General features: G+C 66.9%; 22 protein-coding genes. 4 read left to right on the top strand and 18 right to left on the bottom strand.

Going from position 1 to position 26,490, the window contains the following annotated elements; translation table 11 throughout:
- From CYJ07_RS12245 to CYJ07_RS12225, 5 genes are all read right to left on the bottom strand, one after another.
- Positions 1 to 255, bottom strand: a 255-nt coding sequence (locus CYJ07_RS12245) for an acyclic terpene utilization AtuA family protein (protein ID WP_156085498.1), incomplete at its 3' end; no start/stop codon positions are given.
- Positions 252 to 1,097 carry a beta-keto acid cleavage family enzyme gene (locus CYJ07_RS12240; protein ID WP_104203980.1) on the bottom strand — a complete coding sequence of 282 codons (846 nt, stop codon included), beginning with the start codon at positions 1,095 to 1,097 and terminating at the stop codon, positions 252 to 254. The genes CYJ07_RS12240 and CYJ07_RS12245, both read right to left, overlap by 4 nt.
- Positions 1,094 to 2,020 carry a 3-hydroxyacyl-CoA dehydrogenase NAD-binding domain-containing protein gene (locus CYJ07_RS12235; RefSeq protein ID WP_197038347.1) on the bottom strand — a complete coding sequence of 309 codons (927 nt, stop codon included), beginning with the start codon at positions 2,018 to 2,020 and terminating at the stop codon, positions 1,094 to 1,096. Before CYJ07_RS12235 ends, CYJ07_RS12240 begins: the two co-directional genes overlap by 4 nt.
- Positions 2,017 to 3,900: a TRAP transporter permease gene (locus tag CYJ07_RS12230; protein ID WP_104203978.1), complete on the bottom strand. Its 1,884-nt coding sequence runs from the start codon at positions 3,898 to 3,900 to the stop codon at positions 2,017 to 2,019. The genes CYJ07_RS12235 and CYJ07_RS12230 overlap by 4 nt, the downstream gene beginning before the upstream one ends.
- Before the next feature lie 18 nt (positions 3,901 to 3,918).
- The gene (locus CYJ07_RS12225) at positions 3,919 to 4,890 is read right to left on the bottom strand and encodes a TAXI family TRAP transporter solute-binding subunit (protein WP_231489624.1); all 972 of its coding nucleotides are present in this window, start codon (positions 4,888 to 4,890) and stop codon (positions 3,919 to 3,921) included.
- A 121-nt stretch (positions 4,891 to 5,011) separates the two neighbouring features.
- Between CYJ07_RS12225 and CYJ07_RS12220 the strand changes: the two genes are divergently transcribed.
- Positions 5,012 to 5,938 (top strand): LysR family transcriptional regulator, encoded by a 927-nt coding sequence (locus CYJ07_RS12220; protein WP_104203977.1) that lies wholly within the window; start codon positions 5,012 to 5,014, stop codon positions 5,936 to 5,938.
- A 10-nt stretch (positions 5,939 to 5,948) separates the two neighbouring features.
- Here the strand turns inward: CYJ07_RS12220 and cadR are convergent, their stop codons facing one another.
- Entirely contained in the window at positions 5,949 to 6,404 is a 456-nt protein-coding gene (gene cadR, locus CYJ07_RS12215; protein ID WP_104203976.1) for a Cd(II)/Pb(II)-responsive transcriptional regulator, read from the bottom strand.
- Positions 6,405 to 6,483: 79 nt separating this feature from the next.
- Here cadR and CYJ07_RS12210 point away from each other — a divergent pair, with 79 nt between their 5' ends.
- The gene (locus tag CYJ07_RS12210; RefSeq protein ID WP_104203975.1) at positions 6,484 to 8,736 is read left to right on the top strand and encodes a heavy metal translocating P-type ATPase; all 2,253 of its coding nucleotides are present in this window, start codon (positions 6,484 to 6,486) and stop codon (positions 8,734 to 8,736) included.
- On the opposite strand, the gene CYJ07_RS12205 is transcribed toward CYJ07_RS12210, so the two are convergent.
- The 9 genes from CYJ07_RS12205 to CYJ07_RS12165 all read right to left on the bottom strand — a co-directional run bounded on the left by CYJ07_RS12205 (position 8,699) and on the right by CYJ07_RS12165 (position 19,134).
- Positions 8,699 to 9,901, bottom strand: coding sequence for a cation:proton antiporter (locus CYJ07_RS12205; RefSeq protein WP_104203974.1), 1,203 nt, complete (start codon positions 9,899 to 9,901; stop codon positions 8,699 to 8,701). The two genes, CYJ07_RS12210 and CYJ07_RS12205, sit on opposite strands and share 38 nt — an antisense overlap.
- Positions 9,858 to 10,616, bottom strand: coding sequence for a glutamine amidotransferase-related protein (locus CYJ07_RS12200; protein WP_104203973.1), 759 nt, complete (start codon positions 10,614 to 10,616; stop codon positions 9,858 to 9,860). Before CYJ07_RS12200 ends, CYJ07_RS12205 begins: the two co-directional genes overlap by 44 nt.
- Positions 10,617 to 10,721: 105 nt before the next feature.
- Complete coding sequence (locus CYJ07_RS12195) at positions 10,722 to 11,897, bottom strand: iron-containing alcohol dehydrogenase (protein ID WP_104203972.1); 1,176 nt, start codon at positions 11,895 to 11,897, stop codon at positions 10,722 to 10,724.
- A gap of 23 nt (positions 11,898 to 11,920) precedes the next feature.
- Positions 11,921 to 13,306, bottom strand: coding sequence for an aldehyde dehydrogenase family protein (locus tag CYJ07_RS12190; RefSeq protein ID WP_104203971.1), 1,386 nt, complete (start codon positions 13,304 to 13,306; stop codon positions 11,921 to 11,923).
- Between the two features lie 220 nt (positions 13,307 to 13,526).
- Positions 13,527 to 14,906 (bottom strand): glutamine synthetase family protein, encoded by a 1,380-nt coding sequence (locus tag CYJ07_RS12185; RefSeq protein WP_104203970.1) that lies wholly within the window; start codon positions 14,904 to 14,906, stop codon positions 13,527 to 13,529.
- Between the two features lie 88 nt (positions 14,907 to 14,994).
- Positions 14,995 to 16,053: a TRAP transporter substrate-binding protein gene (locus CYJ07_RS12180; RefSeq protein ID WP_104203969.1), complete on the bottom strand. Its 1,059-nt coding sequence runs from the start codon at positions 16,051 to 16,053 to the stop codon at positions 14,995 to 14,997.
- An 87-nt stretch (positions 16,054 to 16,140) separates the two neighbouring features.
- On the bottom strand, positions 16,141 to 17,463 hold the full coding sequence (locus tag CYJ07_RS12175; RefSeq protein WP_104203968.1) for a TRAP transporter large permease: 1,323 nt from the start codon (positions 17,461 to 17,463) through the stop codon (positions 16,141 to 16,143).
- Positions 17,460 to 17,972: a TRAP transporter small permease subunit gene (locus CYJ07_RS12170; RefSeq protein ID WP_197038346.1), complete on the bottom strand. Its 513-nt coding sequence runs from the start codon at positions 17,970 to 17,972 to the stop codon at positions 17,460 to 17,462. The genes CYJ07_RS12175 and CYJ07_RS12170 overlap by 4 nt, the downstream gene beginning before the upstream one ends.
- A gap of 202 nt (positions 17,973 to 18,174) precedes the next feature.
- Positions 18,175 to 19,134, bottom strand: a complete 960-nt coding sequence (locus CYJ07_RS12165) for a LysR family transcriptional regulator (protein WP_104203966.1) — start codon at positions 19,132 to 19,134, stop codon at positions 18,175 to 18,177.
- Positions 19,135 to 19,251: 117 nt separating this feature from the next.
- Here CYJ07_RS12165 and CYJ07_RS12160 point away from each other — a divergent pair, with 117 nt between their 5' ends.
- Positions 19,252 to 20,052: a TraX family protein gene (locus CYJ07_RS12160; RefSeq protein ID WP_104203965.1), complete on the top strand. Its 801-nt coding sequence runs from the start codon at positions 19,252 to 19,254 to the stop codon at positions 20,050 to 20,052.
- A gap of 6 nt (positions 20,053 to 20,058) precedes the next feature.
- On the opposite strand, the gene CYJ07_RS12155 is transcribed toward CYJ07_RS12160, so the two are convergent.
- A complete protein-coding gene (locus CYJ07_RS12155; protein WP_104203964.1) occupies positions 20,059 to 22,389 on the bottom strand; it encodes a putative bifunctional diguanylate cyclase/phosphodiesterase in 2,331 nt (776 codons plus the stop codon).
- Positions 22,390 to 22,604: 215 nt separating this feature from the next.
- Here CYJ07_RS12155 and CYJ07_RS12150 point away from each other — a divergent pair, with 215 nt between their 5' ends.
- The gene (locus CYJ07_RS12150) at positions 22,605 to 24,623 is read left to right on the top strand and encodes a PhoX family protein (RefSeq protein WP_104203963.1); all 2,019 of its coding nucleotides are present in this window, start codon (positions 22,605 to 22,607) and stop codon (positions 24,621 to 24,623) included.
- 69 nt (positions 24,624 to 24,692) lie between these two features.
- On the opposite strand, the gene CYJ07_RS12145 is transcribed toward CYJ07_RS12150, so the two are convergent.
- Together CYJ07_RS12145 and purE are read right to left on the bottom strand one after the other, a co-directional pair.
- Complete coding sequence (locus tag CYJ07_RS12145) at positions 24,693 to 25,826, bottom strand: 5-(carboxyamino)imidazole ribonucleotide synthase (RefSeq protein ID WP_104203962.1); 1,134 nt, start codon at positions 25,824 to 25,826, stop codon at positions 24,693 to 24,695.
- A 25-nt stretch (positions 25,827 to 25,851) separates the two neighbouring features.
- Complete coding sequence (gene purE / locus CYJ07_RS12140; RefSeq protein WP_104203961.1) at positions 25,852 to 26,361, bottom strand: 5-(carboxyamino)imidazole ribonucleotide mutase; 510 nt, start codon at positions 26,359 to 26,361, stop codon at positions 25,852 to 25,854.
- Positions 26,362 to 26,490 lie beyond the last annotated feature (129 nt).

The raw sequence follows: 26,490 nt of genomic DNA, 5'->3' as shown, positions 1-26,490 counted from the left end.
ATTGCCGAGCACGCTGATGCCGTGCGCCAGGCACTTGCCCAGCACCGGGGCCAGGAAGGCGTCGAGCAGCGGCTCGTCGCCGCCTTCGGGATCCTGCACGCGCCGCAGCTGCGCGGCCGCCAGGGTGCGCTCGCCCAAGGTCTCGAACATCAGCGCGCGCGGCGCATCGTAGCCGAGCAGCGCTTCCACCAGCGGCCCGGCGGCATCCGTGCGGTCGCCGGAAAACCCCGCACCGCAGCCAATCACCACGGTCATGCGCTGCCCTCCCCTTGCTTCGCCAGGCCGAGAAAGACACGCGCTTCGACGGGGCTCATCAGCTGACGTCCGGCGGCCTCGACCCGCTGTCGCGCCAGGCCCACCAGCTCGGCATTGTCCGCGGCACGCTCGCCGTCGGGCCGCCACAGGTTGTTCTCGAAACCGACCCGCGCGTGGCCGCCGTGGCGGGCGGCGAGCCCCATGCACTCAGCCTCGGTGGGGCCGAAGGCGCACACCGCCCAGCGATCGCCCGGCGCGAGCGTCGCAAGAAAGCCGGGCAGGCGGGCGGGGTCGGCGATCGGTGGGGTCTCGTAGCGGCCCAGCACGAAGAGAAGCCAAGCCGGCCCGGCGGGCACCACGCCGCGTTTGCGCAGCGCATTGAAGGCGGCGAGGTCCTCGGGCGAATAGACGATGTACTGGAGCGATACCCCCGCCGCCTCCAGCGCCTGGCATAGCGCGCCGCTCTCCTTCGCCTCAGTCGGGTCGGCGAACAGCTCGCGCACTGCCAACGACACCGCCTCGGGTTGCAACGCCTCGATGACCCAACGCTGCTCGGCGGGCCGATAGCGCCCCCCTGCCTCGCTCGTCACCTGCAGTACCATGGCCTCGCCCACCGCTTCACGGATCGCGTTGAGCGCCTCGCGATAGGCACCGGCGTCGAGCAGGTGGCGTCCGTCCGGCTCGCGCACGTGCAGGTGCAGCATCGCGGCGCCAGCGGCCAGGCAATCGCGCGCGTCGCGTGCCAGTTGGGCAGGGGTCAGCGGAATCGCCGGGTGATGGGCCTGCGTGCGCCGGGCGCCGTTGGGCGCTACCGCCAGCAGGCAGGGGGTCGTCTCGCTCATGGGGCCATCTCCTCGTTGGCGGCTTCGCCAAGAGTTCGCTGAAGCGCCGCCAGGCGGGTGTCGCGCCGGGCAAAGAGTGAGTCCAGCGGCTGGCCCCGGGTGGCATCCTCCACGCCGGCCACGATGCGCGCTTTCAAAGCCTCGTTCATCTCCGGCTCGCCCAGGCTCGCCCAGCGGTACTGCTGACTGGGGCCGAGGTGTTCGAGATAGTGGCGTATGCCACCCTGGCCTCCGCCCAGGTGATAGGTCAGAAACGGCCCCTGGATGGCCCAGCGTAGCCCGGGGCCAGCCGTCACGGCGCGGTCGATGTCGGCGACGCTGGCCACGTCCTCCTGCAGCAAATAGAGCGCCTCGCGCCAAAGCGCCGAGGAGAGACGATTGGCGATGTGGCCGACCATCTCACGGCGCATCACCACCGGCTGCTTGCCGATGCCGCAATAGAAATCGGCGAGGCGTTCGACGACCGCCGGGTCGGGGCCGTAGAGTTCCACCAGCGGCACCAGGTGCGGCGGGTTGAAGGGGTGGGCGATCACCACCCGCCCGGGAACGGTCGTCTCGCCGGCGATATCCGAGTGGGTCAGCGATGAAGTGCTGCTGGCGATGATGGCCCCCGCCGGCGCCAGCGCCTGGAGTTCCCGCAGGAGCCCGCGCTTGAGTTCGACCGACTCGGGAGCATTCTCGACCACCAGATCGGCCTGGGCGACCGCATCGGCCGCGGTGTCGCACAGCCGCGGCGTGAGCGGCTCGGCCCCGAGCGTCGCCATGTCGGCCGCGACTCGTTCGGTGAAGGCTTGCAGCGCCGCCGGTTCGGGGTCGTGGGCGGATACCGCCAGGCCACGAGAGAGAAAGTAGGCGGCCCAGCTCACGCCAATGGTGCCGCAGCCGATGATCGCGATCTGTCGCATGTGTCGTCCTTGGTTCATGAACCCGCTCCCTGGGGCAGGCGCGCATCGCGACGCGCGCTCTGCCAGGCCCAGCCATACAATCCGGCCACCGCCATCACACCGGCCAGGCTCGGCAACGTCATGGGCAAGACCGACAGGATGCCGGCCACCGTAAGCGCCAGTGCATCGAGTGAGCTCCGGCCGGTCAGCCGAGCGCCCCCCAGCACGCCGGCAAAGGCCAATACGAAAGCCAGCGCCTTGATCGCGGCCAGGCCGATATCCCAGGCATCGCCCAGCCCGATCAGTCCCGGGTAGGCCAGGATCAGGAACGGGATGATGTAAGTGCTGGCACCCAGGCGAATGGCATGACCGGCTACCTGTAGCCAGCCCGTCTGGGCAATACCGGCGGCGACGAATACGGCGATGCACACCGGCGGCGTGATCACCGAGATGGTGGCGAAGTAGAACACGAACAGATGCGCCACCAGCGGCTCGACACCGATGCGGGTCAAGGCCGGTGCCAGCACCGCCGCCACCAGCACGTAGGCTGCCGTGGTGGGAATGCCCATGCCCATGATCAGGCAGATCACGGCGACGATCAGCGCCACCAGGAACAGCTGTTCACCGGCGACACTGACCACCAGCGTGGAGAGCGTGACGCCGATACCGGTCAGGTTGAGCATGGCCACCAGAATCTGCGCCCCGGCCAGCAGCACGCCGATGATCACCATGCCTTTTCCGGCATCCTCCAGGCCGGACAGCAGCATGTGTCCCATGCGCCTGGGCGAGGTGCGACCGAGCGCGGCGAATACCACATAGCTCGCCAGAAGAAGCGCCACACCGAGAAAGGCCGAGAACTGGATGGAGTAGCCCTTCAGCACGCCGCCGAACAGCCCGCCGAGGGCAGCCAGTATCGGCACGATGCGTCTGGGTGTGAGCACCTCGCTCCAGGTCGGAAGTTCGTCTTCGGGCACCAGCGGCAGCCCGCGCCGGACCGCCACCAGATGCAGGGTGAAGAATACCGCGATGTAGAAAAGCAGCGCTGGCAGTAGCGCAGCCAACGCGATGGTCACGTAGCTGATGCCCAGTATCTCCGCCATGATGAAAGCCGCCGCGCCCAGGATGGGCGGCGCGATCTGGCCGCCGGTCGACGCCACTGACTCTACGCCACCGGCGAAAGCCGGTGGATATTTGAGCCGTTTCATCATGGGTATGGTGAAGTTGCCCGTTGTCGCCACGTTGGCCACGGCACTGCCGCTGACCATGGCAAAGAGGCTCGAGGCCACCGTGGCGATCTTGGCCGCCCCGCCCTGGCTGCGCCCGCCGATACGCATCGACAGGTCGATGAACGTCTGGCCACCGCCGGTATGCAGCAGCACGCTGCCGAACAGCACGAAGGCGGCAATGGTCGTGGCGGCCACCCCCAGCAGCATGCCCCAGATGCCCAGATCCCCGAGATACAGCGTCTCGGTGACGAAGGCGCTATCGAAACCGCGGTGGCTCAGCGGACCGGAGAGCCGGTTGCCGAACAGCGCGTAAGCGATGCCGATCAGCACCAGCACGGGGAAGATCCAGCCGATGGCGCGCCGCGCCACCTCGAGGATGGCCACAACCAACACACCGGCAAGAAACATGTCACGCGAGGTGGCCCACGGCAGGGTGGTCAGGATCTCGTCGGCATGCAAGGTCACGTAGAGGCTGGCGCCGATGGCGCCCGCCGCCAGCATGCCGTCGACGGCGATGCCCAGCGGACGCCAGCGAGTGCCGGCGCCGAGCGGGTAGGTCAGCAGGCCCAGCCCGATCACCAGCGCCAGGAAGACGCTGCGATGCACCAGGCTTTCGAACGGCCCCGCCGCCGAGGTGTAGAGGATGAAGCCTCCCAGCACCAGGGCCATGAGCATCAGGCTTTTTTCACGCATGCGACAGGGCTCCTCGCCTCATTCCACCGGCTTCAGCTGCTCGGGGATCTCGTAACCCTGCTCCTCGAAATAGCGCGCGGCACCGAGATGCAACGGTACGGTGCCGCTCTCCAGGGTCAACTCAGCAAGGTCGACCTCGGCCAGGTTGGACAGCGCACTGACCTGCGGCTCGGGGTTCTCCATGACCGCCTTGACGATCTGGTAGGCGGTTTCCTCGTCGAGATCGGGGCCGGAATGCACGGCCAGGCCGAAGCTCCAGGTGGTGTAGGCGGGAACGCCCTCCGCCGCGCCCTCGGGAATCTCCACCACAGAAATGTCGGGCATCTCCTCGCGCAGCCGGTCGGCCTGCTCGTCGGTGAGCGACAGCACCTCGATCGGCGTGAATGTGGCGATATCCAGCGACGAGCCGTCCAGCTTGTTGCCCACCCCGGACTTGACGTAGCCGGCCATGCGATCGTCCTTTACCCCGGCGACCACATCGGTGGTTGAGCCGCGAACGTAGTCCGGCGTTATGCCCAAGGTTTCCATGACCGCCTCGGTAGTGGCCTCGGTGGCGGAGCCGGTGATGCCCGGATTGAGCCGCACCCCGTCGAGATCGGCCATCGACTCGACCTCGGCGTCCTGGCGTATCACCACGTTCTGCGGTGCCTGGGAATAGACCCACAGCAGGCGGTTGTCCACCGGGCGTTCGGCGAATTCGCCCTCGCCGGAGTAGGCGTGGTAGCCCACGTTGGTGGTCACCAGGCCCATGTCCACCTGGCCACGCAGAATGCGCCTGAGGTTGTCCACGGTGGCACCGGTCTCGACCACCGAGGCGGTCGTATCGGGCACGTGCTCCTTGATGATCTGCCCCACGGCGACGAAGTAGCCGTACTGGCTGGAGGAGGTGGAGGTGGAGCCGATCAGCAACTGCTCCTCGGCGTGGGCGGTCGCGGCGGCGAGTCCGAGGCTGATCAGCGCGACCGCCATCGGCGTCTTGAAGGAAGGCATTGGCGTTGCTCCATCATGTTGTGGTTGTTGGGCTCGGAACGGAAGCGTTCGCCAATCAGAATGGAAAAACGGGACGGTATTTGTCTAATATAATTAATCGAACGAGACTTTTACTTTATTTATGCAGCCCTCCATTCGTCAGCTCAAGGCCTTCGTGGCCATTTCCGAACTCGGCAGCTTTGTCGAGGCATCGGAGCGACTCCACCTCTCCCAGCCGGCGCTGAGCATCGCCATTCGCAAGCTGGAGCAGGCGGTCGGTGGCGTGCTGTTCCACCGCTCGCCCCGGGGCGTGCAGCTCACCCCGGAGGGTCGGGTCTTCCTGCCCACGGCGCGGCGGCTCATCGGCGACTGGGAGGAGGCGCTGGGCGATCTCGGCGAGCTGTTCAACAAGCAGCGCGGCAAGGTCACCCTGGCCGCGCTGCCCACCCTCGCCGCCGGCTTCCTGCCCGCAGTGCTGGCCGACTATCGCCGCCTGCATCCCAACATCGCCATCAGCGTGCACGATGTGCTCGCCAGTCAGGTGGACGAGCTGGTCAGCGAACAGCGTGCCGACATCGGTTTCTCGGTACGCCCCACGGGCTCGGAGACGACGCGCTTCGAGCCGCTGATCGACGATCACTTCGTCGCTGTCTGCCCGTTGGGACATCCGCTACTGGCGCATGACGAAGTGAGCTGGGAAGCGCTGCTGCGCTACCCCATCATCGCCGTCAGTCGCCTCTCCAGCACGCGCCAGGCGATCGAGGAGGTTCTGCAAACGCTCGGCAGCGAAATGGATCTGATGTGCGAGGTCAGCCAGATCGGCACCGCGGGAAGGATGGTCGCCGCCGGGCTCGGCGTTTCCGCCCTGCCCTCGCTGAGTTTTCGCCAGATCTCCTCGGAGGGCATCGGCTGGCGGCCGCTGACGGGACCGCGCATGCCCCGCACGCTGGGCATCATCACGCCGACACGCACCCCGCTCTCCACCGCCGCCAGCGCGATGCTCGAGCGGGTACGGGAGCATGCCGCCCAGCTTGGGGCAGGTCCCACAGATGATGCGGCAGTGTTTTGAAACCGCCCGTCTACCCCCGATGCGGCCCCGGCACATGGCTGGGTTCGCCGGTCTCGGCGGTGAGTTCACGCGGCGTCGGCTGGGCGAGCTCCTGAAGGATGCCGCAGTGGCTGGAGTCGGTCTCGCCGTTGCAGCGTGAGCGCAGCGTTGCCAGTGCCTCGCGCAGCGCCTGGAGCTGCTCGATGCGCGCCTCGACGTGCGCCAGGTGATCGTCGATCAGGCCGTTGACGGCATTGCACGGCTGGCGCGGGCGGTCGTGGTAGTCGAGCAGCGTGCGGATCTCTTCCAGCGTCATGTCGAGCGTGCGGCAATGGCGGATGAAGCGCAGCCGCTCGGCATGCGGCTCGGCGTAGAGCCGGTAATTGGCGCTGCTGCGGGCGGGCTCGGGCAACAGCCCCTCGCGCTCGTAGTAGCGGATGGTTTCCACCGGGCAACCCGTGCGTGCGGCCAGTTCGCCGATCTTCATGATGACCTCGCAAAGTGCTTGACCCTGTAGTGGCTACAGGGTGTTTCATCAGGGTAGACGATGATAAGGAGCCTTTGCCATGGCCGAACGATCCTGCTGCTCGGGCGGTGGTTGCACCACCGACACGACCCCGGCCCCGCCGCGGCCGAATGCCCCTCCGCCGGGGGTGAATTCGCTGCGCCTGCGCATCGAGGCGATGTGCTGCCCCACCGAGGAGACACTGCTACGCCGCGCCCTGGAAGACGTGCCCGGTATCGAGCGGCTCGACTTCGATCTGATCGGACGGGTACTCACCGTGCAGCATCGTGGCGTCGAGGAAGACACCATCCGGCGCCGCATCGCCGCCACCGGCATGACCGCCGAACGCGACGACCCCACCCAGCGCACAGCGCCGGCAGCGAACGACGAGGAGCCATGGTGGAAGATCGGCACGGCCGCGCTTGTCGCCCTGGCGGCGGAGACCAGCGACTGGATGGGCCTGGGCGAGCCCTGGCTGGCCGCCGTACTGGCGCTTGCGGCCATTGCGCTGGTCGGGCTGCCCACTTGGAAAAAGGGTTTCATCGCCCTGCGTCACCGCACGCTCAACATCAACGCGCTGATGAGCGTGGCGGTCACCGGGGCGCTACTGATCGGCCACTGGGCTGAGGCGGCCATGGTACTGGTGCTGTTCACCCTGGCCGAACGCATCGAGGCGCGTTCATTGGGGCGGGCGCGCAACGCCATTCGCGATCTGCTCGATCTAGCGCCCGAGAATGCTAGCGTGCTGCAGGCGGACGGCGGCTTCCGCACCCTGCCGGCCAGCGAGATCGCCAAGGGCAGCCTGATACGCGTGCGTCCCGGCGAGCGTCTGGCGCTGGATGGCGATGTCGCCGAGGGCCACCCGGCGCTGGACGAATCGCCCATTACCGGGGAGAGCCTGCCGGTGGACAAGACGCCCGGCGACGCCGTGTACGCCGGCAGCGTCAACCAGGGCAGCGAGTTTCTCTACCGCACCTCCCGCCCCGCCGCCGACACCACGCTGGCTCGCATCATTCACACCGTCGAGCAGGCCCAGGCCAGCCGCGCGCCCACCCAGCGCTTCATCGACCGCTTCGCCGCCGTCTATACCCCGGCGGTGTTCGCCGTGGCCCTGCTGGTCGGTCTCACCTGGCCGTGGCTGTTCGGCGTGAGCTGGCTGGAAGGCACCTACCGCGCCCTGGTGCTGCTGGTGATCGCCTGTCCTTGCGCGTTGGTGATCTCCACGCCCGTGACCGTCGTCAGCGGCCTGGCGGCGGCGGCCCGCACGGGCATGCTGATCAAGGGCGGCAATGTGCTCGAGCAGGGCTACCGCCTCAAGACATTGGCCTTCGACAAGACCGGCACCCTGACGCAGGGCAGGCCGTCGCAGCGCCGCTGGCAACCGCTGGACGGGTCGCTGGATGCGGCCGGACGCGCTCGACACCGTGCCTTGGCCGCAGGGCTCGCCGACCGTTCGTCGCACCCGGTGTCGGCGGCGCTGGCCCGAGCCGCCGAGGCAGAGGGAATCGAACCGCTCACGGTGCATGACGTACAGGAACTGCCGGGGCGCGGCGTCACCGCTCGCTACGAAGGCGGCATCGTGTGGCTGGGCAACCGGCGGCTGATGGAAGCGTATGCCGCGCCGAACGAGGCCCTGCGCCAGCACCTCGAAGAGCAGGCGTCGCGGGGGGAGACGCTGGTGATCCTGGGCGAGGGGGAGCGTCCGCTGGCGCTGTTCGCGGTGGGCGACCCGCTGCGTTCGGAGAGCCGCGAGGCGATCGAGGCACTGCACGCATTGGGCGTGACCACGCTGATGCTCAGCGGCGACACCCCGGCAAACGTGGCCGCGGTGGCCGAGCAGGCAGGTATCGACGAGGCACATGGCGCCCTGCTTCCCGAAGACAAGCTGCGCATGATCGAAGCGCGTGCGCAGCAGGGGCCGGTGGGCATGGTCGGTGACGGCATCAACGACGCACCGGCGCTGGCCCGAGCCGATATCGGCTTCGCCATGGGTGCGCTGGGCAGCGACGCGGCCATCGAGACCGCCGACGTGGCGCTGATGGACGACGACCCGCGGCGCCTGGCCGCCTTCCTGCGCCTGTCGCGTGCCACCCGCACGGTGCTGGTACAGAACATCGTGCTCGCACTGGGCATCAAGGCCGTATTCATGGCGCTGGCGTTCACCGGCCACGCCACCCTGTGGATGGCGGTATTCGCCGACATGGGCGCCAGTCTGTTGGTCGTGGCCAACGGCCTGCGCCTGCTGTCCAGCGGAGTTCCCACCGGCGCCGTCAGGGCTAGCGCAGTACCCGGCGCACCAGTAACGGCCCGATGACTTCGAAGACTACCGTGGAGGCCACCACCGCCGAGAGCAGGACCGGGCCATGCTCGGGATAGCGTTCCGCCACCAGCAGCGCCATGCCCATGGCGATACCGGCCTGGGGCGTCAATGCCAGGCCGATATCGCGGGGAAGTGAGGCCCCCCATGGCCGCGCCAGGTAACTCCCCAGAAGGCCACCGAGGTAGCGGCCCAAGGCGCGCAGCGCGATATAGGCCAGGGTCAGGCCCGCGGCCTGGCCCAGGTAGCGCAGGTCGATGCTCGCCCCCGAGAGGACGAAGAAGAACACCAGGAAAGGCCATTCGATATACTCGATCTCGTTGAACGAGCGAGTGTGATGGGTGGAGAGATTGGCCACCAGGGCGCCGGCGACCATGGCGGCCAACAGGGCCGACACGTCGAGCCATTCGGCGAAGCCGGCCAGCAGCAGGATCAGCGCCACGGCCTCGACCTGGGTCGGCTCCCCGGGGCGCAAGCGTCCGGTCAGCCAGGCCGCCGGCACGCCGATCGCCGTCCCCAGCAATAACGCGCCTCCAAGCTCCCAGGCAGCGTCCAGCAGCGCGGCCATGCCGTCGCCCGAGACCTGCCAGCCCAGCAGCGCCATGGCCAGACCGAATACGAGAATGCCCCAAGCATCGTCGATGGCGACGATACCCATCAGCACCCGTGCGCGCAGCCGCGTATCGTTCTTCTCGCGTATCACTTCACGCACTTCAGCCGGATCGGTGGCCACCGAGATCGCCGCCAAGCTGACCGCCACCAGCAGCGGAAAGCCGAGCAACAGCAGCCCCACGCCCACCGCCAGCACGCCCACCCCCAGCACGGCGAGCGACACGAGCGCGATCAGCGCTCCGGTGGCACGCAAGCGCTCGAGCGTCAGTTCGCCACCCAGCAGAAAGGCCACCATGACCAGCGCGACCTGGATAAGCGGCTCGCTCAGCCCATCCAGTGGGCTGCCACCCATCCGGCCGAAGCCGAGCTGCTGGACGACGGCCACCGCCACGCCCACCAGTACCAGTAGCGAGATACGCGGCAGCCGGGTACGGCTGGCCACGGTATCGGCGAGAATGCTGAGACTGAGTATGATGCCCAGCAGGATCAGGTTGGTGGTTGCGGGGTCAAGGTGTTCGATTGCCGTCTGCCAGGCCTCGCTCGCCGTCATCTATCCTCCGCTGCACGGCACGCTTCATGAAATTCACTATCCAGCGTGCCATCAGCGTATCGTCCACCGGCGCGCAAAGCGATGCTTCGCCCTGTCGCACCCGCTCATTGCCCACCAGCTCCCGGCGCAGCGTCATCAGGTCGCGCGAGTAGTCCTTGGTGAACTCAGGGTGACCCTGCACGCCGAGGAAGTGCTCGCCGATCTGCATCAGGTAGTGGGGGCAGAAATCACTGCCGCCGAGCACCCTGGCCCCCGCCGGAAGTTCGCTGATCTGGTCCTGGTGGCTCACCAGCAGGTTCAGCTCCGGCTGCTCGGGGGTCATCCAATCGGCCGCCTCGAGCCGGTTGAACGACATGCCGACGCCCCAGCCCCTATCGCTCTTCTCCACCTCGCCGCCCAGCGCCTTGGCTATCAATTGGTGGCCGAAGCAAATCCCCACCAGCGGCTTGCCGGCGTGCCACAGACGCCGCACGAAGTCGCACAGCGTGTCGACCCAGGGCAGACCATCGTTGACGCCGAACTTGGAGCCGGTGGTCATCCAGGCATCCACGGCGTCGATATCGTCGGGAATCTCGCCATCCAGGCAGCGCCAGACGCGAAACTCGAGCTTAGGGTCGACCCGGTGGAACAGGGCCGCGAACATCTCCGGGTAGTTGCCGTGGGCCTCGCGCAGCTCGGGCGCCACGTCATCGCACTGCAGGAGTCCGATGCGCATCGATGCATCTCCTTTCATTGACCTTCCTTGGTGTCCCAGCCTGCCAGCCACGGCTTCACCGGCCAGATCCCCTGAGACTTCGCCTGAACGCTTTCCGGGCGAAGCCTAGAGACGCCCCTCTACGGCGGCCACGAAAATGCCACGGTACGCATCGGCATCGAACGCGACCGGGTTGGTGCCGGACGAAGGGTCGGCCACCGCCATGCGCCCGACCTTGTCGGCCTGGCGCGTGTCGATGCCGAGCTCGGCCAGGGTATGCGGAATACCCAGGCGTTCGCGCAACGAGAGCACCCAGTCGATGACCGACGCCGTGCCCGGCTGGTCCAGGTTGAGATAGCGACCCAGGCGCACCATGGGCTCGCCGATGGCGCGTTCGTTGGCACGCAGCACGTAGGGCATCAGTACCGCGTTCAGGGTTCCGTGATGAGCATCGAACAGCGCCCCGAGCGGATGCGCCAGCGCATGCATGGCGCCCAGGCCGCGCTGGAAGGCGGTGGCGCCCATGCTCGAGGCCACCAGCATGTTCATGCGGGCCTCAAGGTCGTGGCCTTCGCTGAAGGCGCGCTGCAGATAGAGATCGATGCGGCGCATGCCCTCCACGGCGATGCCCTCGGCCATGGGATGGTAGAGCGGCGAGCACCATGCCTCCAGGCAATGCGACAGTGCATCCATGCCGGTGGCGGCGGTAATCGCCGGGGGCAGGCCCACGGTCAGCTCGGGATCGAGTATGACGGTGTCGGGTACCATGCCGGGATGGAAGATGATGCGCTTGACGTGTTCCGCCTCGTCGGTGATCACCGAGGCGCGGCCCACCTCCGAACCGGTCCCGGCGGTGGTCGGCACGGCGACCACCGGGGCGATGGCCTGACCGTCGGCGTTCTTCCAGTTGTCGCCGATATCCTCGAGTGACCACAGCGACAGCCCTTCGCGTTGATTGGCCATCAGCGCCACCGCCTTGGCGGCATCGAGCCCGGAGCCGCCGCCGAAGGCGATCACGCCGTCATGACTGCCGTCACGGAAGGCGGCCATGCCGTCGAGCACGTTGCGGCCGGTGGGGTTGCCCTTGACTTGGCTGAACACGGCGATGCGCAGCCCGGCGTCCTGGCACGCCTGCACGCAGTCTCGCACCATCGGCAGCGCCGCCAGCCCCGGGTCGGTCACCAGCAGCGGCGCACGCATGCCCAGCGCCTGGCACGCCGCGGGCAGCTCACGGATGCGGCCCACCCCGGTGATGATATTGGCCGGATAGTTCCAGCCCATGGTGAAGTGATCGAGCGTCATGTGGGTCTCCTGAGCGCGCCGGTTCAGGCATGCTTCAAGTGGAAGGATTTGGGCCGGGTAAGCGTCTCGTAGCCGATCCGCGACAGCGAACAGCCTCGCCCCGAGTGCTTGACCCCGGTCCAGGCGAGTTCCGGATCGAGGTAATCGCAGCGGTTGGTGAACACCGTGCCGGCTTCGAGCCGGCGGGCGATGGCCTCACCGGCGTTGATATCGCGGGTGAAGACGGCGGCGGTGAGGCCGAATTCGCTGTCGTTCATCAGGCGCACGGCCTCGTCGTCGGAGGCGACCGGCATGATGCCCACCACGGGGCCGAAGCTCTCCTCGGTCATCACCCGCATCGTGTGGTCGACGCCGGTCAGTACCTGCGGAGCCAGATAGGCGCTGCCCGCAAGCGAGAGCGGATAGTCGCCGGGGTCGAGCCAGGCCTTGGCGCCGGCGGCAACCGCCTCCTCGACCTGGCCACGCACGAAATCCGCCGCCGCGGGGCGCACCAATGGTCCCAGGGTGGTTTCGGGATCGGTGGGGTTGCCCAGCCGCAGCTGGCGCACCCAGGCCACCGCGCGCTCGACGAAGTCGTCGAAGATCGACTCGTGCACGTATATCCGCTCGATCCCGCAGCAGCTCTGCCCTGAATTGAAGAAGGCGCCGTCCATCACGCCGGGCACCGCCTCGTCGAGGTTGACGTCGGCGCGGATGTAGGCCGGGTCCTTGCCGCCGAGCTCGAGCCCCGTGGCGATGAAGCGTCCGGCGGCATTGCGCTCCACCATCGCCCCGCCCGCCACCGAACCGGTGAAGGAGACATGCGCGACCCGGCCGTCGCGAATCAGCGCCTCGGTGGCGTCATGGGACAGGTGCAGGTGCTGGAACACACCCTCGGGCAACCCCGCCTCATCGAACGCCTGCTGGAAGCGCTCGGCGCACAGCGGCGTCTGGGCGGAGTGCTTGAGGATCACGGCGTTGCCCGCCATGATCGACGGCACCACGGCGTTCACCGCGGTCATATAGGGAAAGTTCCACGGCGCGACGATGAACGAGACGCCCAGCGGCTCGCGGGTGATGTAGCGGGTGAAGCCGGGCTTCTCGGCCAGTCGGAGCGGCGAAAGCGCCTCCTCGGCCAGCGCGATCATGGTCCGTGCGCGATCCTCGAAGCCGCCGATCTCTCCGCCGGCCGCGGCGATCGGCCGCCCCATCTGCCAGGTCAGCTCGCGGGCCAGCTCGTCGCGCCACGCGACGAAGACATCGACCATTGCCGAGCACACCCGCGCGCGCTCGTCGAGGCTCGTCTCGCGCCACTCGCGCTGCGCCGCTACCGCCCGCGCCAGCGTCGCCTCGACCCGTCCCGGGTCGGCCTGCTCCCGCTCGACGTAGACCGAGCCGTCGACCGGAGAAATCGTCTGCTGTATGGCCATAATTTTCTTCATCCCTTCCAATAGCGTGAGCCGAATCCCGACACGCGGCTACCCCGTCGGCAGTCTCTCGCGGAGACGCTGTGACCCCCTCCCTGGGCGCTCCATTCTTCATCCCTGAAAAAACGCTTCGCTCATGCCTGCCCCCGGCGCCGCTTATCAGTCTGAACGACTTAGCCCCGCCAAGGTGAGCACTGAGCGAGCGGTTCGCAGGCAGTGCGAATCAAATAATTTCGAAATAGCGGTCGAGTTCCCAGTCGGTGATATGCCTTCGGAATTGCCTTTCCTCCCACTCCCGCGTGGCCGCGAAGTGCTCGACGAAGGCATCGCCGAACAGCTCGCGCGCCGCCGCCGAGCCTTTCAGCCGCTGGGCGGCCTCCCACAACGTTCGCGACAGCGCCTGGTGTTCGGGATGCTCGAGCTCGTAGGCGTTACCTGTCACCGCCGCGTCCGGCTCAAGCCGGTGCTCAATGCCGTAGAGCCCCGCACCGATCGCCGCAGCCAGCGCCAGGTAGGGGTTGGCGTCGGCACTGCCCAGGCGATACTCGACCCGCTGCGACTTGGCGCTGCCCGGGATCACGCGCAGCGCACAGGTGCGGTTCTCCACGCCCCAGGTGGCGTCGGTGGGCGCCCAGAAGCCCGGGATTAGCCGCGTATAGCTGTTGATCGTCGGGGCGAACATGGCCAGGAACTCGGGCATCAACGTCTGCTGGCCGGCCACGAAATGACGCTGGATGTCGCTCATGCCGTGGGGTTTGTCGGCATCGAAGAAGGCCGACTCGTGGCTGTCGACGTGATTGAGCGAGAGGTGGATATGCCCGCTCTGGCCGGGATAATCCGGCGACCACTTGGCCATGAAGGTGGCCATCAGCCCGCGGCGCTGCGCCCATACCTTGATGAAGGTCTTGAACAGCGCCCCCTTGTCGCCAGCGGAGAGCGCCTGATCGACGCAGATCGCCGCCTCAAGCACGCCCGGCCCGGTCTCGGTGTGCAGCCCCTCGATGGGGAAGTCCATGGCCTCGGCCAGCGCCAGCAGCTCGTGGTAGAGCTCGCCGTGCACCGAGCTTCGCAGCATCGAGTAGCCCATCATGTCGGGGGTCAGCGGCTTCAGGTTGCGAAAGCCTTTCTCGCGGATCGACTCCGGTGTCTCCTGGAACAAAAAGAATTCGTACTCCAGCGCACCGCAGGCGACGAAACCCATCTCCCGCGCCCGGCCCAGTACCCGCCGCAGCAGCCCCCGGGGGCAAATCGCCTCGGCCGGGCCGGTGAATTCAGCCAGGAACAGCAGCATGTCTCCTTCGCTTGGCAGCTCGCGGCAGCTCTCGGGCACCACCCGCAACGCCGCATCCGGGTAGCCTGTGTGCCAGCCGGTATAGGTCACGTTGTCGTAGAGCTCGTCCTTGCTGTCCCAGCCCAGCACCACGTCGCAGAAGGCGAAGCCCGCCTCCAACGCATGGAAGAACTTGTCGCGTCGCATGTACTTGCCGACCATCACGCCATCCATGTCGAACATGCCGACCTTGACGTGGGTCAGGCCACGCTGTTCGACGATCCGCTTGGCATCGTCGGCACTCTTCACGTCTCTCGCCTGCAGTCGGCTCATCTCCGCTTCCTCGCACGCCCTTCGTTGTCATAGGTGGTGGCGAACGCCGACGGGATGCGCCGGGCCAGGCCCGGCGCCCCGCGCTCCTTCAACCGTAGCGGTAGGGAGGCCCGGCCTGCTGCATGGTCTGTCGATAATCCTTGAGGATCTGCACCACGCGGGCGCTGCGATCGCTCTCCTGGGCGATCTCGTCCCAGAAGGCCAGCGCTTCGTCCTCGAGCCGCTGCCACTCCTCTTCGGGTATCGAGGTCAGTTCCAGCTTGCCGCCGGTGGTGCGGTAGTGCGCCTCGCCCCACCAGTACCAGTGCTGGCGGTAATAATGCGAGCTGTCCATGCACAGCTTGAACAGGGTCTGGAGATGCTCGGGCACCTCGTTCCAGCGTTCGGTGTTGGCAAAATATGAGCCCGCCCAGGCGCCGGAGATGTTGTTGGTCAGGTAGTAGTTGCTGACGTCGGCCCAGCCTACGGTGTAGGCCTCGGTGATGCCGGCCCAGGCGATGCCGTCGAGCTCGCGGGTCTGCATGGCGACCTCGATGTCCTCCCACGGCAGTGTCACCGGTACCACGCCGAAGCGGCTTAAGAAGCGCCCCGCGGTGGGGAAGGTGAACACACGCTTGCCCTCGAGGTCGTCGAGGCTTCGGATCGGTTCGCGGGTCACGAAATTGCACGGATCCCAGGCGCCCGAGCCCAGCCAGGTGACGCCCTCGACCTCGCCGTAGGCCTCCTCCCAGATCTCCTTGAGACCGTAATGGTGGAACAGCGCCGGCACGTCGAGGCTGTAGCGCGAGGCGAACGGGAAGTAGCCGCCAAACACCGAGACGTCGACCGGCGCGTTGATCGAATCGTCATCGCTCTGCACGGCGTCGATGGTGCCGCGCTGCATGGCGCGGAACAGCTCGCCGGTGGGTACCAGCTGGTCGGCGTAGTAGAGCTCGATCTCCATCTCGCCGTTGGCGGCCTTGTTGAAGGCGTCGATGGAAGGCTTGATCACGTGCTCGGCGAGCGCCGGGCCGGCGTAGGTCTGCAGACGCCAGCGAATCGGGCTGCGCGACTGCGCGTGGACATAGGGGGCCGAGAGTGTCGTGGCCCCGACGGTGGCGGCGGTGGCCAGCCCCGCCTTCTTGAGGAAATCGCGACGGTTGGTCATGGGATTTCATCCTCGCTGTGCTTCTTGTTGTCGGAAGAAAGATCGTTGCGGTAATCGGGTCGTCGTGCCTGGGGTCACCTCCTGGGCTCAGTAGCCGCGATAGAGCTGCGGCAGCCATAGCGCCAGTTGCGGGAAGATTGTGATCAGCGCCAACCCGATCAGCATGATGCCGACGAAGGGCCAGACGCTGCGGTAGATGTCGCCGAGCGAGATCTCCGGCGGCGCCATGGCGCGCATCAGGAACAGGTTGTAGCCGAACGGCGGGGTCATGTAGGCGATCTGCACGGTGATGGTGTAGAGCACGCCGTACCAGATCGGGTCGAAGCCCAGGCTGATCACCAGCGGCACGTAGAGCGGCGCCACGATCACTAGCATGGCGGTGTCGTCGAGGAACATCCCGAGCAGGATGTAGGAGAGCTGCATCATTACGAGTATCTGCCACGGGCTCATGCCGATGCGGTCGAGGAAGATGTTCTCGATGGCGCGTACCGCACCGAGGCCATCGAACACCGCGCCGAAACACAGCGCCGCCAGGATGATCCACATGAACATGCAGCTGATGCCCAGCGTCTTGTGCACGGTGCTCTCGATCACCGTCCAGGTCAGCCGCCGCTTGACCAGCGCGGCCAGGGTGGCGGCCATCGCCCCCACTGCCGAACTTTCCACCAGGCTGGTCACGCCCATCAGGAACAGCCCGGTCATGAAGAAGAAGATCAGCAGCGGCAGGATGCCGGCGCGCAGCAGCTTGAGCTTCTCGGCGAGGCTCATCCGGCGCTCCTCGGCGGGCAGCGCCGGGCCGAGGTGAGGCTGCAGGCGGCAACGGATGACGATGTAGATCACGAACAGCGCCGCCAGGATCAGCCCCGGGATGGCCCCGGCCAGCCACAGCTGGCTGACCGGCTGGCGGGCGATCATGCCATAGAGCACCAACACCACGCTGGGCGGCACCAGGATGCCCAGCGAGCTTCCGGCCTGGATCACGCCAGTGACCATGATCTTGTCGTAGCCGCGGCGCAAAAGCTCCGGCAGGGCGATGGTCGCGCCGATGGCCATGCCCGCCACGCTCAGGCCGTTCATCGCCGAGACCACCACCATCAGACCGATGGTGCCCACTGCCAGGCCGCCCCTGAGCGAGCCCATCCAGACGTGGAACATCTCGTAGAGCTCGCTGGCGATGCCCGACTCGGAGAGCATGTAGCCCATGTAGATGAACAGCGGCAGGGTCAGCAGCGGATACCAGTTCATCAGTTGGATGGCGGCGCTGAACGGCATCTCCACGCCACCGTGCCCCCACAGCAGCAGCGCCGAGGCGGCGCCGACGAAGCCGATCACGCCGAACACGCGCTGCCCGGTGAGCAGCAGCAGCATCATGGTCGAGAACATCAGCAGAGCGATCATCTCGTAGCTCATTGACCGGTCTCCCCTTCCAGGGAGACGCCGCGTGCCCGGGCGATGTCCTTGAACAGGATCGACACGCTCTGCAGCAGCATCAGCAGCACGCCGAAGGTCATGATGATCTTGATCGGCGCCAGGGGCGGCGCCCAGGAGGTATAGCTCTTCTCGCCGTAGCGCAGGGCATACTCGGTGCTCGAGATGCCGCCGACGAGCAGCGCCCCGAGGAAGACCAGCAGCAGCACGATGGTGAGGGCGTCGACAATGGCGCGGGTACGATCGGACCATCGCGAGTAGAACAGGTCCATGCGCACGTGCGCGCCCATCTGCATGGCGTAGGCGCCGCCGAGCATGTAGTAGGCGGCCATCATGAACTGCGAGACCTCGATGCTCCAGATCAGCGGGCTGTTGAAGGCGGTACGCGCCACCGAGGAGAAGAGCAGCACACCGATCATCACGAAGATCAGGAACATGATTAGGCGCCCCACCACGCGATTGAACGCGTCCACCCAGCGCACGTAGAGCATTATTATTCTTGGCATCGTTCGGCCCCGGCCTGTTCGTTACCTTGGGTTTCGACCAGTCTTGGTGGGGGCGAAGCGAAAGCGCAACGTGAATCGATACCGATGACGGCCAAACTATCGATGAAATCGATAGTGCGTCATGGTGAAGCCGTGGTCGGCCTTCATGCGCCCTTCGAGAGCAAGGCGCGCTACCGGGGAGACGGAATCAGGGCTGGGTGGTGACCTCGGCGGACAGCCAGGGCAGCACCCGCTCGAGCTGGGCGCGAAAGTGCTTCTCCAGCAGGCGCCGGCTGTCGCGAGCTAGCAGCGCCGGCAGCTCACCCAGCTCGTCGCGGCGCGCCACCAGCGTCAGCTCGCGGCTGAGCGGTGCCAGCGGAAGCGGGGCCACCGTGACGTTGAGCTCCTCGAGGCCGGCCTGGTAGAGGCACAGCGGCGTGGTGATGGTCCACCCGGCGCCGGCGCCGACCAGGCGCAGTACGGCGAAGGTGTTGTCGAGATGCAGCCTGGCCGGCAGCTCGAGCTGGTTCAAGCGCAGGTGCCGCTCGATGGCTTGACCGATCAGCGACTGCGGGGTGTAGCGCACGAAATCCAGATGCCGGGCCAGCCAGCGCAGGTTGTCCAGCGGGCCGTTCCAGTGGCGGGGCACCACCAGGACGAAGGGTTCGCGCAGCAGGGCATGGCGCTCCAGACCATCGTAATTTTCCAGCCGATCATCGGAAACGATGATATCCACGTGCCGGGTGAGCAGCGAGTGCGCATGCATGTGCGACAGCCCGGTCGTCAGGGTATAGTCGCGGGTGTAGCGACGGATCAGCTCGATCAACGGCTGGCCGACCGCCGTGGCCAGCGAATCGACCAGCGCCAGGCGCACCTGGTGCAAGTGACCGAAGTCGCCGGAGACCAGCTCGCGGCGCGTGCTGCGCGCGTCCTCGAGCAGCCGCCGGGCACGGTCGTAGAAGAAGCGCCCGGCGCTGGTCGGCTCGAGCGGGCGGGAGTGGCGTTTGAACAGCGTCACGCCCATGCTCTCCTCCAGATTGGCCAGGCTCTGGGAGACCGACGACTGCTTGAGCCCGAGTCGCCGGGCCGCTGCGCTCTGACTGCCCTGCTCGAGAGTCTCGACGAATATCTCCATGCTGCGAAGATCGAAGCCGAAGCCGCTGCGCATCGCTGCTGTCCTCTTTCCCGAACCGTTGCCCGACGAGGAGGAACTCCCACCGTCGCGCCCCGGTCAACAAGGTGGCATCATTCCGCTCCTCGATACGTCATCCACAGGGAGGTCACGATGACCGCACAAGCCGCCGCCCTCTCGGTGCCGGATCGTCCCGCCTCGACATGGACCGGCTGGGGTCAATGGCTGGCGCTCGCCACCATGACGATCGATCACCTGACCCGCTACGTGCTACCCGCCAGTTGGGAGCTCGACTGGGCCGGCTCGTCGATCGGGCGGATCGCCTTTCCCCTGTTCGCGGCCATGGTCGCCTGGCACGGGCTGTTCAATACCCGCAATCCGCTGCGCTATGCCCGACGCATACTGATCATCGGGCTGGTGGCGCAACTGCCCTACATGCTGATGCCGCGGGCCTCCGACGCCTTCGTGCTCAATGTCTGCTTCACCCTGGCCCTGGGGCTGGCCTGGGGTGCCTGGCTGCGCGACCTGTTCGCCCGCCAGCGTGCCGGTAACCTGGGTGTCGCCTGGGTGGGGCTGGGCGTGACGACGACGCTGGCGGTCTGGTACCTGCTCGGCTACTGGGTCGAGTACGGCCATCGCGGGCTGCTGCTGATTCCGCTGTTCATGCTGGCCATGTACCACCTCCACGCCGCCGGCGATGGCCTGGCTGAGCGCCTGGGGGCGGTATGCATGGCCGTGCCGCTGCTGGTCGTGGCCGGGCTGATGAACAGCTCCGACATGGCCAAGTCGTTCACCGTGGCCACCTGCCTGACGGCCCTCTGGCTGGCTGCCGGCGCTCATCGCCTGGCGCCGGCGGTACCCAGCGTCATGCCGCGACGGCTGTGGCTGGCCTGGTACCCCGGCCATTTCATGCTGATCGCCCTGTGGCTCTGGGCGTCCGGCGGCCTTGGCTGAGCGGCGTCATTCCGCCCGGGTATCCATACGCTCGGCCAACAGCCGCTCGAAAGCGTCGAGCGGCATCGGGCGATGGAAATAGAACCCTTGGAACAGACGGCATCCTCGCATCAGCAGAAAATCCCGCTGCGCTCTGTTCTCCACTCCTTCCGCCACCACATCGATGCCGAGATGCTGCGCCATGGCGAGCACCGTCTCGACGATGGTGGCGTCGCTGCTGTCGGTATCGAGGCTGCTGACGAAGCTGCGGTCGATCTTCAGCTCGTCCAACGGTAGCGACTTGAGATAGGAGAGCGACGAGAAGCCGGTACCGAAGTCGTCAAGCGCCAGTTGGACACCGAGCCGCTTGAGCGCCCGCATGCGCTCGATGGCGTCCTGCAAGCCATCGATCATGATGCTCTCGGTCAGCTCCACCGTGAGTCGGGAAGGATCGATACCGTGGGTACCTACCACCCAGGTCACGCCCTCGACGAAACCGGGCTGGGTGAAGTGGCGCACGCTGATGTTGACCGACAAGCGCGGCAGGGTTTCCGCCGGCAGCCGCGCCAACAGCGCACAGCAGCGATCCAGCATCCAGGTCTCGAGTTCGACGATCAGGTCGCTCTCTTCGGCGATGGCGATGAACACCTCCGGCGAGATCCAGCCATGCTGCGGATGCTCCCAGCGCATCAGCGCCTCGCCGCCGATCACTTCGCCGCGCTCGTCGAGCTGGGGCTGGAAGGCGATGCTCAACTGCTCCTCGGCCAAGGCGCGACGCAGGGCCTGCTCCATCTCCAGGCGCCAGCTCATCTGGGTCTGCATCGAGGGCTCGTACCCGCAGATCTGGGCGCGTCCCTTCATCTTGGCCTGATACATGGCGGTATCGGCGTGGCGCAGCACGTCGCCCACGTCCTCGTCGCCCAGCGGAAACAGTGTATAGCCAATGCTCGGCGTCACGCTGATGCGTTGACCGCCCAGGTCGTAGGTTCGGCGCAGGGTGGAGAGCAGGCGCTCGGCACGCTGCTCTGCTCGCTGCAGTTCGAGCTCACGGTCGCTGCTCAGCGCCGGCATCAACACCACGAATTCGTCACCGCTGAGACGGGCGGCAATGTCGGCCGTGCCCATGCACAGCAGCAGGCGCTTGCTGACCTGGCGCAACAGTTCGTCGCCCACCGCGTGACCCAGGGTGTCGTTGATGATCTTGAAGCGGTCGAGGTCGAGGAACATCACCAGACCCACGCGGCCATCGTCGCGGCGATCACGGATGGTCGAGGCGAGCGTCTCGATCAGCAGACGGCGGTTGGGCAGCTCCGTCAGCGGGTCGAAGTAGGCCTGGCGGTGGATGGTCTCCTCGGCCAGCTTGCGTTCAGTGAAGTCCTCGATGATGGCCACCCCGCCGACCACCACCCCGGATTCGCTGCGCAGCGCGCTATAAAAGGCGCGCAGCGGCGTCTGCTTGCCACTCACCACCGTGCGATAGGTACCTTCGAAATAGCCGGTGCCACTATCGAGCGCGTCGCGGACCGCCCGCACTACACGGTCATCGTCGAGCTGGGTCAGCAGGTTCATGCCCAGCAGGCGATGCCGGCTGGTCCCGAGGATATCGAGACACATTTCGTTGCAGTCGACCACCCGGCCATCGCAATCGAAGTGCAGCACCCCCAGCGGCGTATGGCGAAAGATGGCGCGATAGCGTGCCTCGCTCACGCGTAGCTGCTGCTCGCGGGACGTGACGGCCAGGCGCAGGGCGATATTGTCGGTAATGATACGGTTGAGTCGATGACTGGTCACCAGCACCAGGGCCAGGAACAGCACGATCATTGAAGCCAGCAGCCAGGCGAGCGACGAGCCCTGCAGCAGCAGCTGGCCGAGCAGCGGCAGCATGGCAGGCAGGACGAACAGCGGCGCCATCCACCATACCGAAGAGAGCGTCGTCACCCCGCCCGCGGTAATGCCCGCCAAGACGATCGTCAGCGCCGCCAGCTGCCCCAGATGCTCCATGGTGAACATCGCGAGCCCCGCCGCGCCCCATACCAGGCCGGCGAGAGCGGCGCCCCAGGCGAAGCGACATACCCAGCGTCGTTGCAGCCGACGTCGGGGCGGCTGGCACTGGTAGTGCCGGGCCAGCCACAGGCGTCCGAACGAGACCGAGACCAGCGCCACGAGCCAGGCAACGAGAAGCCCTGCCGGCATGATGGGCCACATCGCCGCCACCAGCAGCAGGGCAGCGAGTACGCTGGCCAGAACCGGCTGCCACAGTCGCTCATACAGCAGGCGTACCTGTTCAGAAGCCAACTGCAGACGGTGCGAGGAAGCGGGAACGGCCTCAAGGTGCTCTTCCTGAAGCGAAAAAGACATGCGCGCGATCGGGTCCGTACTCATTGTCGTTATGTCAGCCCCTATCTTTACCCGATGCGACGAAGTTTGGCGAGGAGGCTCCTCAACGCAGGGAGCGCTCGGGATACGGCACGGCATGGCGTATCGCGACGAACTGTCGCGATACGTTCATATCGCTGCAATGTCTCCTCACCACCCTATGGGTTCGTCCCGTTTCACCCTTCTGGAGACATGCCATGACCCAGCCTCGCCAGCCCGGCCAGGTCGACCCGATCCTCGCCGCCGGTGACGAGCCCGCCAGCAATCCCTCGTCCAATGCCTACTTCGGCGACATCCTCGCGGCCCGCATGAATCGGCGCACCCTGCTGCGCGGCAGTCTGGCCGCCGCGGTGGCCGGCGCCATGTGCACCAGTCTGCCCTTCGGGCGCGCTCTGGCCGCCGGCACGCCGTCGGTTTCGTCGCGTATCGGTTTCCAGGCGATCCCGGTCAGCGCCGCCGACAGGGTGGTGGTGCCGGAGGGCTACCGCGCGCAGACCTTCATTCCCTGGGGCACCCCGATCAGCGGCCCCATGCCCGCGGCCACCGCCAGCGATGGCGCGGCGCAGGCCCACCAGATCGGCAGCCATCACGACGGCATGCATTTCTTCCCGCTGGACGGCAGCTCCCGCGACGGCCTGCTGATGCTCAACCACGAATACGTCGAGCCGCGCCTACTGCATGCCGATGCCCAGGGCATGGCGCTCGACTCCGAGGGTTTCCCGCAGCACGAGGACGGCAGCCGCGATCCGAACCAGGTACTCAAGGAGCTCAACGCACACGGGATATCGGTGGTCCGGGTGCGCCAGGGTGACGACGGACAGTGGCAAGTGGTCGAGGACGAACGCAACCGGCGCATCACCGGCCTGACCCCGATGCGCCTGGCCGGGCCGGTGGCCGGTACCGAGCACGTGGTGACGAAGTACAGCCCGGACGGCAACCGCATACGCGGCACACTGAACAACTGCTCCAATGGCGTTACGCCATGGAACACCTACCTGGCGGCCGAGGAGAACTGGTCGGGCTACTTCGCCAACGAGGATACCGAAATCGATCGGCGCCAGGCGCGCTACGGCATCCAGACGCGCAGCGAGGGGCGCTACCAGTGGCATCGTGCCGCGGACGGAGCCGACGAGTACATGCGCTTCGACGCCACCTCCCGCGGTGCCTCGTCCAGCGAGGACTACCGCAACGAGCCCCACGGCTTCGGTTACATGGTGGAGATCGACCCCTTCGATCCGCAGGGCACGCCGGTCAAGCGCACCCACCTGGGCCGTTTTGCCCACGAGGGGGTTATATTCGCCCCCGCCGTGGAGGGCCAGCCCATCGTCTGTTATTCCGGCGACGATGCCCGCTTCGAGTATATTTACAAGTTCGTCTCGGCCAGGCCGTACCAGGCGGCCAGCGCCGACGGCTCACTGCTCGACGAGGGTACGCTCTACGTGGCGAAGTTCCATGAGGACGGCAGCGGCGAATGGCTGGCCCTCGCCCCGGGCGAGAACGGCCTGACGCCCGAGAACGGTTTCGCCGATCTGGCCGATATCCTGGTCAATGCGCGCAGCGCCGCCGATCACGCGGGCGCAACCAAGATGGACCGCCCCGAATGGGGCGCGGTGGACCCGGCCACCGGCCAGGTCTACTTCACGTTGACCAACAACACCCGCCGCAGCGAGGAGCAGCGCGACGCCGCCAATCCTCGCGCCGAAAACCACTTCGGTCACATCATCCGCTGGCGGGAAGACGGCACCCACGCCGCCGAGCGCTTCCAGTGGGAGATATTCCTGCTGGCCGGCGATCGGGAGAGCGGCCGCGACCTGAACGGCGAGCCCCTCGACGAGGACGCCATTCTCGCGTCCCCCGACGGGCTGTGGATCGATCCCGACCGCCGTGTGTGGATCCAGACGGACATCAGCGAATCGGCGGTCAACGCAGGCGTCTACGCGCCGTTCGGCAACAATCAGATGCTGGTGGCCGACCCCGATACCGGCGAGCTCCGTCGCTTCCTGACCGGCCCCGTCGGCCAGGAGATCACCGGCATCGCCATGACGCCCGACCAGCGCACGCTGTTCGTCAACGTGCAGCATCCCGGTGCCAACACCTCGGCCGCGGATTTCGCCGAGGGCCGGCTGACCAGCCATTGGCCGGAGGGCGGCAACGCCATCCCACGCTCGGCGACGCTGGTAATCACCCGGGAAGACGGCGGCATCATCGGTGCGTGATGGTGGTGGATGAACGCAGCGGGCCCCGCCATCGGCGGGGCCCGCTGCGTTGTCTTGCGGTCGGGGGGCTCAGTTGCCCTGGCGGAACTCATCTTCGAAGCTGAAGCGGGGCTCCGGCGCTTCGGGCAGCAGCCAGGCGCAGGCGTGTACCTTCTCGAGCAGCTCGCCGTGGCTTTTCGCCAACAGGTTGACGTGGCCGAGCTTGCGTCCGGGGCGCTCACTCTTGTCGTAGCGGTGCAGGTGGGCATCATGGATAGCGAGTATCGCCGCCGGGTCCCCCTCCTGGCCGATCACGTTGACCATGCAGGTGGGTTGCCGAGCCGAGGTATCGCCCAGCGGCAGGCCCTGGATGGCGCGCAGGTGGTTCTCGAACTGGCTGGTCACGGCACCGTCCATGGTCCAGTGCCCCGAGTTGTGCACGCGCGGCGCCATCTCGTTGGCCAGCAGCCGGCCGTCACGGGTCTGGAATAGCTCCAGCGTCAGTACGCCGACATAGTCGAGCTCGTCGAGCAAGGTGCGAATGTAGCCTTCAGCGGTCTGCTGCACTTCGTCGTCGAGGTCCGGCATCGGTGCCAGCGAATAGCGCAGGATGCCATCGACGTGCAGGTTCTCCGCCATAGGGTAGAACACCACTTCCCCCTCGCGTCCGCGCACGGCGATGATCGACACTTCACGCACGAAGTCGACGAAGGCCTCGACGATCAGCCGCGGGTGGTTGATGCTGCGCCAGGCCTCGGCGGCTTCGGCCGGATCGCGCAGCACCGCCTGGCCCTTGCCGTCGTAGCCCTCGGTGACCGATTTCGCCACCACCGGGCAACCGAGTTCACGGGCCGCGGCTTCGAGCTCGTCGGCATGCTCCACCAAGCGGTAGGCCGGAGTGGGAATGCCCAGCCGATCGAACAGCGCCTTCTCCTCGGCGCGATTCTGGCAGATGCGGATCGCCTCGCTCGAGGGGAAGACCGGCTTCACCTCCTCGATGGCCTGCACCAGCGAAACGGGCAGGTGCTCGAATTCGTAGGTAACCAGGGCGACCTTGGCCAGGAAGGCGTCGAGGTGCTTGCGATCGGTGTCGATCATCACCTCGCCGATACCCGCACTGGGGTGGCCTGTGGTGTCGAGGAAGGTGAAGCGGTTGGCCAGCGGGTAGCCGGCCAGCGCCAGCATGCGGCCGAGCTGGCCGGCACCGAGCACGCCGATATTCATGTCAGGCACCTCATTCGTCGCTCAATCAGGACTGGGGACGGGGGTCGGGGTTGTCGAGCACGGCTTGCGTCTGCTCGGCGCGGAAGGCCTCGACGGCGGCACGCACCTTGTCGTCCTGTAGGCCGACGATCTGCGCCGCCAGCAGGCCGGCGTTGGTGGCGCCGGCCTTGCCGATGGCAAGCGTCCCCACGGCGATGCCGCCCGGCATCTGCACGATCGAGAGCAGCGAGTCGAGCCCCTTGAGCGCCTTGGACTCCACCGGTACGCCGAGTACCGGCAGCGCCGTCTGGGACGCCACCATGCCCGGCAGGTGGGCGGCACCGCCGGCACCGGCGACGATCACTTGCAGGCCGCGCCCGGCGGCGGACCTGGCGTAGTCGAACAGCAGGTCCGGCGTGCGGTGGGCCGACACCACGCGCGTCTCGTAAGACACCCCCAAACGTTCGAGCATTGCTACTGCATGCTCCATGACCGGCCAGTCGGATTTCGATCCCATGATCACGCCGACGCGCGGCTGCTGGTTGGAGGACTGCATGTACGGCTCCCGTAGTGACGCTGAAAGGCGGCGCGACAGACACGACGCGAAATCGAAGGGCAAGTATTCTAACGGCGCCCGCAGGCGCCGTCATCTTGACCAACCGGACAGCCAGCCACACCCCAAGTG

This window comes from Billgrantia saliphila (genome assembly GCF_002930105.1).
GTDB classification, from domain to species: Bacteria; Pseudomonadota; Gammaproteobacteria; order Pseudomonadales; family Halomonadaceae; genus Halomonas; species Halomonas saliphila.
The sequence above is the reverse complement of the archived record's forward strand: the minus strand, read 5'-3'. Positions and strand labels throughout refer to the sequence as shown.

Excerpts from the sequence above, each read along its gene's own strand:
- purE (WP_104203961.1), bottom strand. The coding sequence starts at position 26,361 with ATGCAGTCCTCCAACCAGCAGCCGCGCGTCGGCGTGATCATGGGATCG.
- CYJ07_RS12150 (WP_104203963.1), top strand. The coding sequence starts at position 22,605 with ATGACCCAGCCTCGCCAGCCCGGCCAGGTCGACCCGATCCTCGCCGCC.
- CYJ07_RS12175 (WP_104203968.1), bottom strand. The coding sequence starts at position 17,463 with ATGAGCTACGAGATGATCGCTCTGCTGATGTTCTCGACCATGATGCTG.
- CYJ07_RS12145 (WP_104203962.1), bottom strand. The coding sequence starts at position 25,826 with ATGAATATCGGCGTGCTCGGTGCCGGCCAGCTCGGCCGCATGCTGGCG.
- CYJ07_RS12210 (WP_104203975.1), top strand. The coding sequence starts at position 6,484 with ATGGCCGAACGATCCTGCTGCTCGGGCGGTGGTTGCACCACCGACACG.
- CYJ07_RS12160 (WP_104203965.1), top strand. The coding sequence starts at position 19,252 with ATGACCGCACAAGCCGCCGCCCTCTCGGTGCCGGATCGTCCCGCCTCG.
- CYJ07_RS12165 (WP_104203966.1), bottom strand. The coding sequence starts at position 19,134 with ATGCGCAGCGGCTTCGGCTTCGATCTTCGCAGCATGGAGATATTCGTC.
- CYJ07_RS12225 (WP_231489624.1), bottom strand. The coding sequence starts at position 4,890 with ATGCCTTCCTTCAAGACGCCGATGGCGGTCGCGCTGATCAGCCTCGGA.
- CYJ07_RS12240 (WP_104203980.1), bottom strand. The coding sequence starts at position 1,097 with ATGAGCGAGACGACCCCCTGCCTGCTGGCGGTAGCGCCCAACGGCGCC.
- CYJ07_RS12235 (WP_197038347.1), bottom strand. The coding sequence starts at position 2,020 with ATGAACCAAGGACGACACATGCGACAGATCGCGATCATCGGCTGCGGC.
- CYJ07_RS12220 (WP_104203977.1), top strand. The coding sequence starts at position 5,012 with ATGCAGCCCTCCATTCGTCAGCTCAAGGCCTTCGTGGCCATTTCCGAA.
- cadR (WP_104203976.1), bottom strand. The coding sequence starts at position 6,404 with ATGAAGATCGGCGAACTGGCCGCACGCACGGGTTGCCCGGTGGAAACC.
- CYJ07_RS12185 (WP_104203970.1), bottom strand. The coding sequence starts at position 14,906 with ATGAGCCGACTGCAGGCGAGAGACGTGAAGAGTGCCGACGATGCCAAG.
- CYJ07_RS12200 (WP_104203973.1), bottom strand. The coding sequence starts at position 10,616 with ATGCGCATCGGACTCCTGCAGTGCGATGACGTGGCGCCCGAGCTGCGC.
- CYJ07_RS12155 (WP_104203964.1), bottom strand. The coding sequence starts at position 22,389 with ATGTCTTTTTCGCTTCAGGAAGAGCACCTTGAGGCCGTTCCCGCTTCC.
- CYJ07_RS12170 (WP_197038346.1), bottom strand. The coding sequence starts at position 17,972 with ATGCTCTACGTGCGCTGGGTGGACGCGTTCAATCGCGTGGTGGGGCGC.
- CYJ07_RS12190 (WP_104203971.1), bottom strand. The coding sequence starts at position 13,306 with ATGGCCATACAGCAGACGATTTCTCCGGTCGACGGCTCGGTCTACGTC.
- CYJ07_RS12205 (WP_104203974.1), bottom strand. The coding sequence starts at position 9,901 with ATGACGGCGAGCGAGGCCTGGCAGACGGCAATCGAACACCTTGACCCC.
- CYJ07_RS12230 (WP_104203978.1), bottom strand. The coding sequence starts at position 3,900 with ATGCGTGAAAAAAGCCTGATGCTCATGGCCCTGGTGCTGGGAGGCTTC.
- CYJ07_RS12195 (WP_104203972.1), bottom strand. The coding sequence starts at position 11,897 with ATGACGCTCGATCACTTCACCATGGGCTGGAACTATCCGGCCAATATC.
- CYJ07_RS12180 (WP_104203969.1), bottom strand. The coding sequence starts at position 16,053 with ATGACCAACCGTCGCGATTTCCTCAAGAAGGCGGGGCTGGCCACCGCC.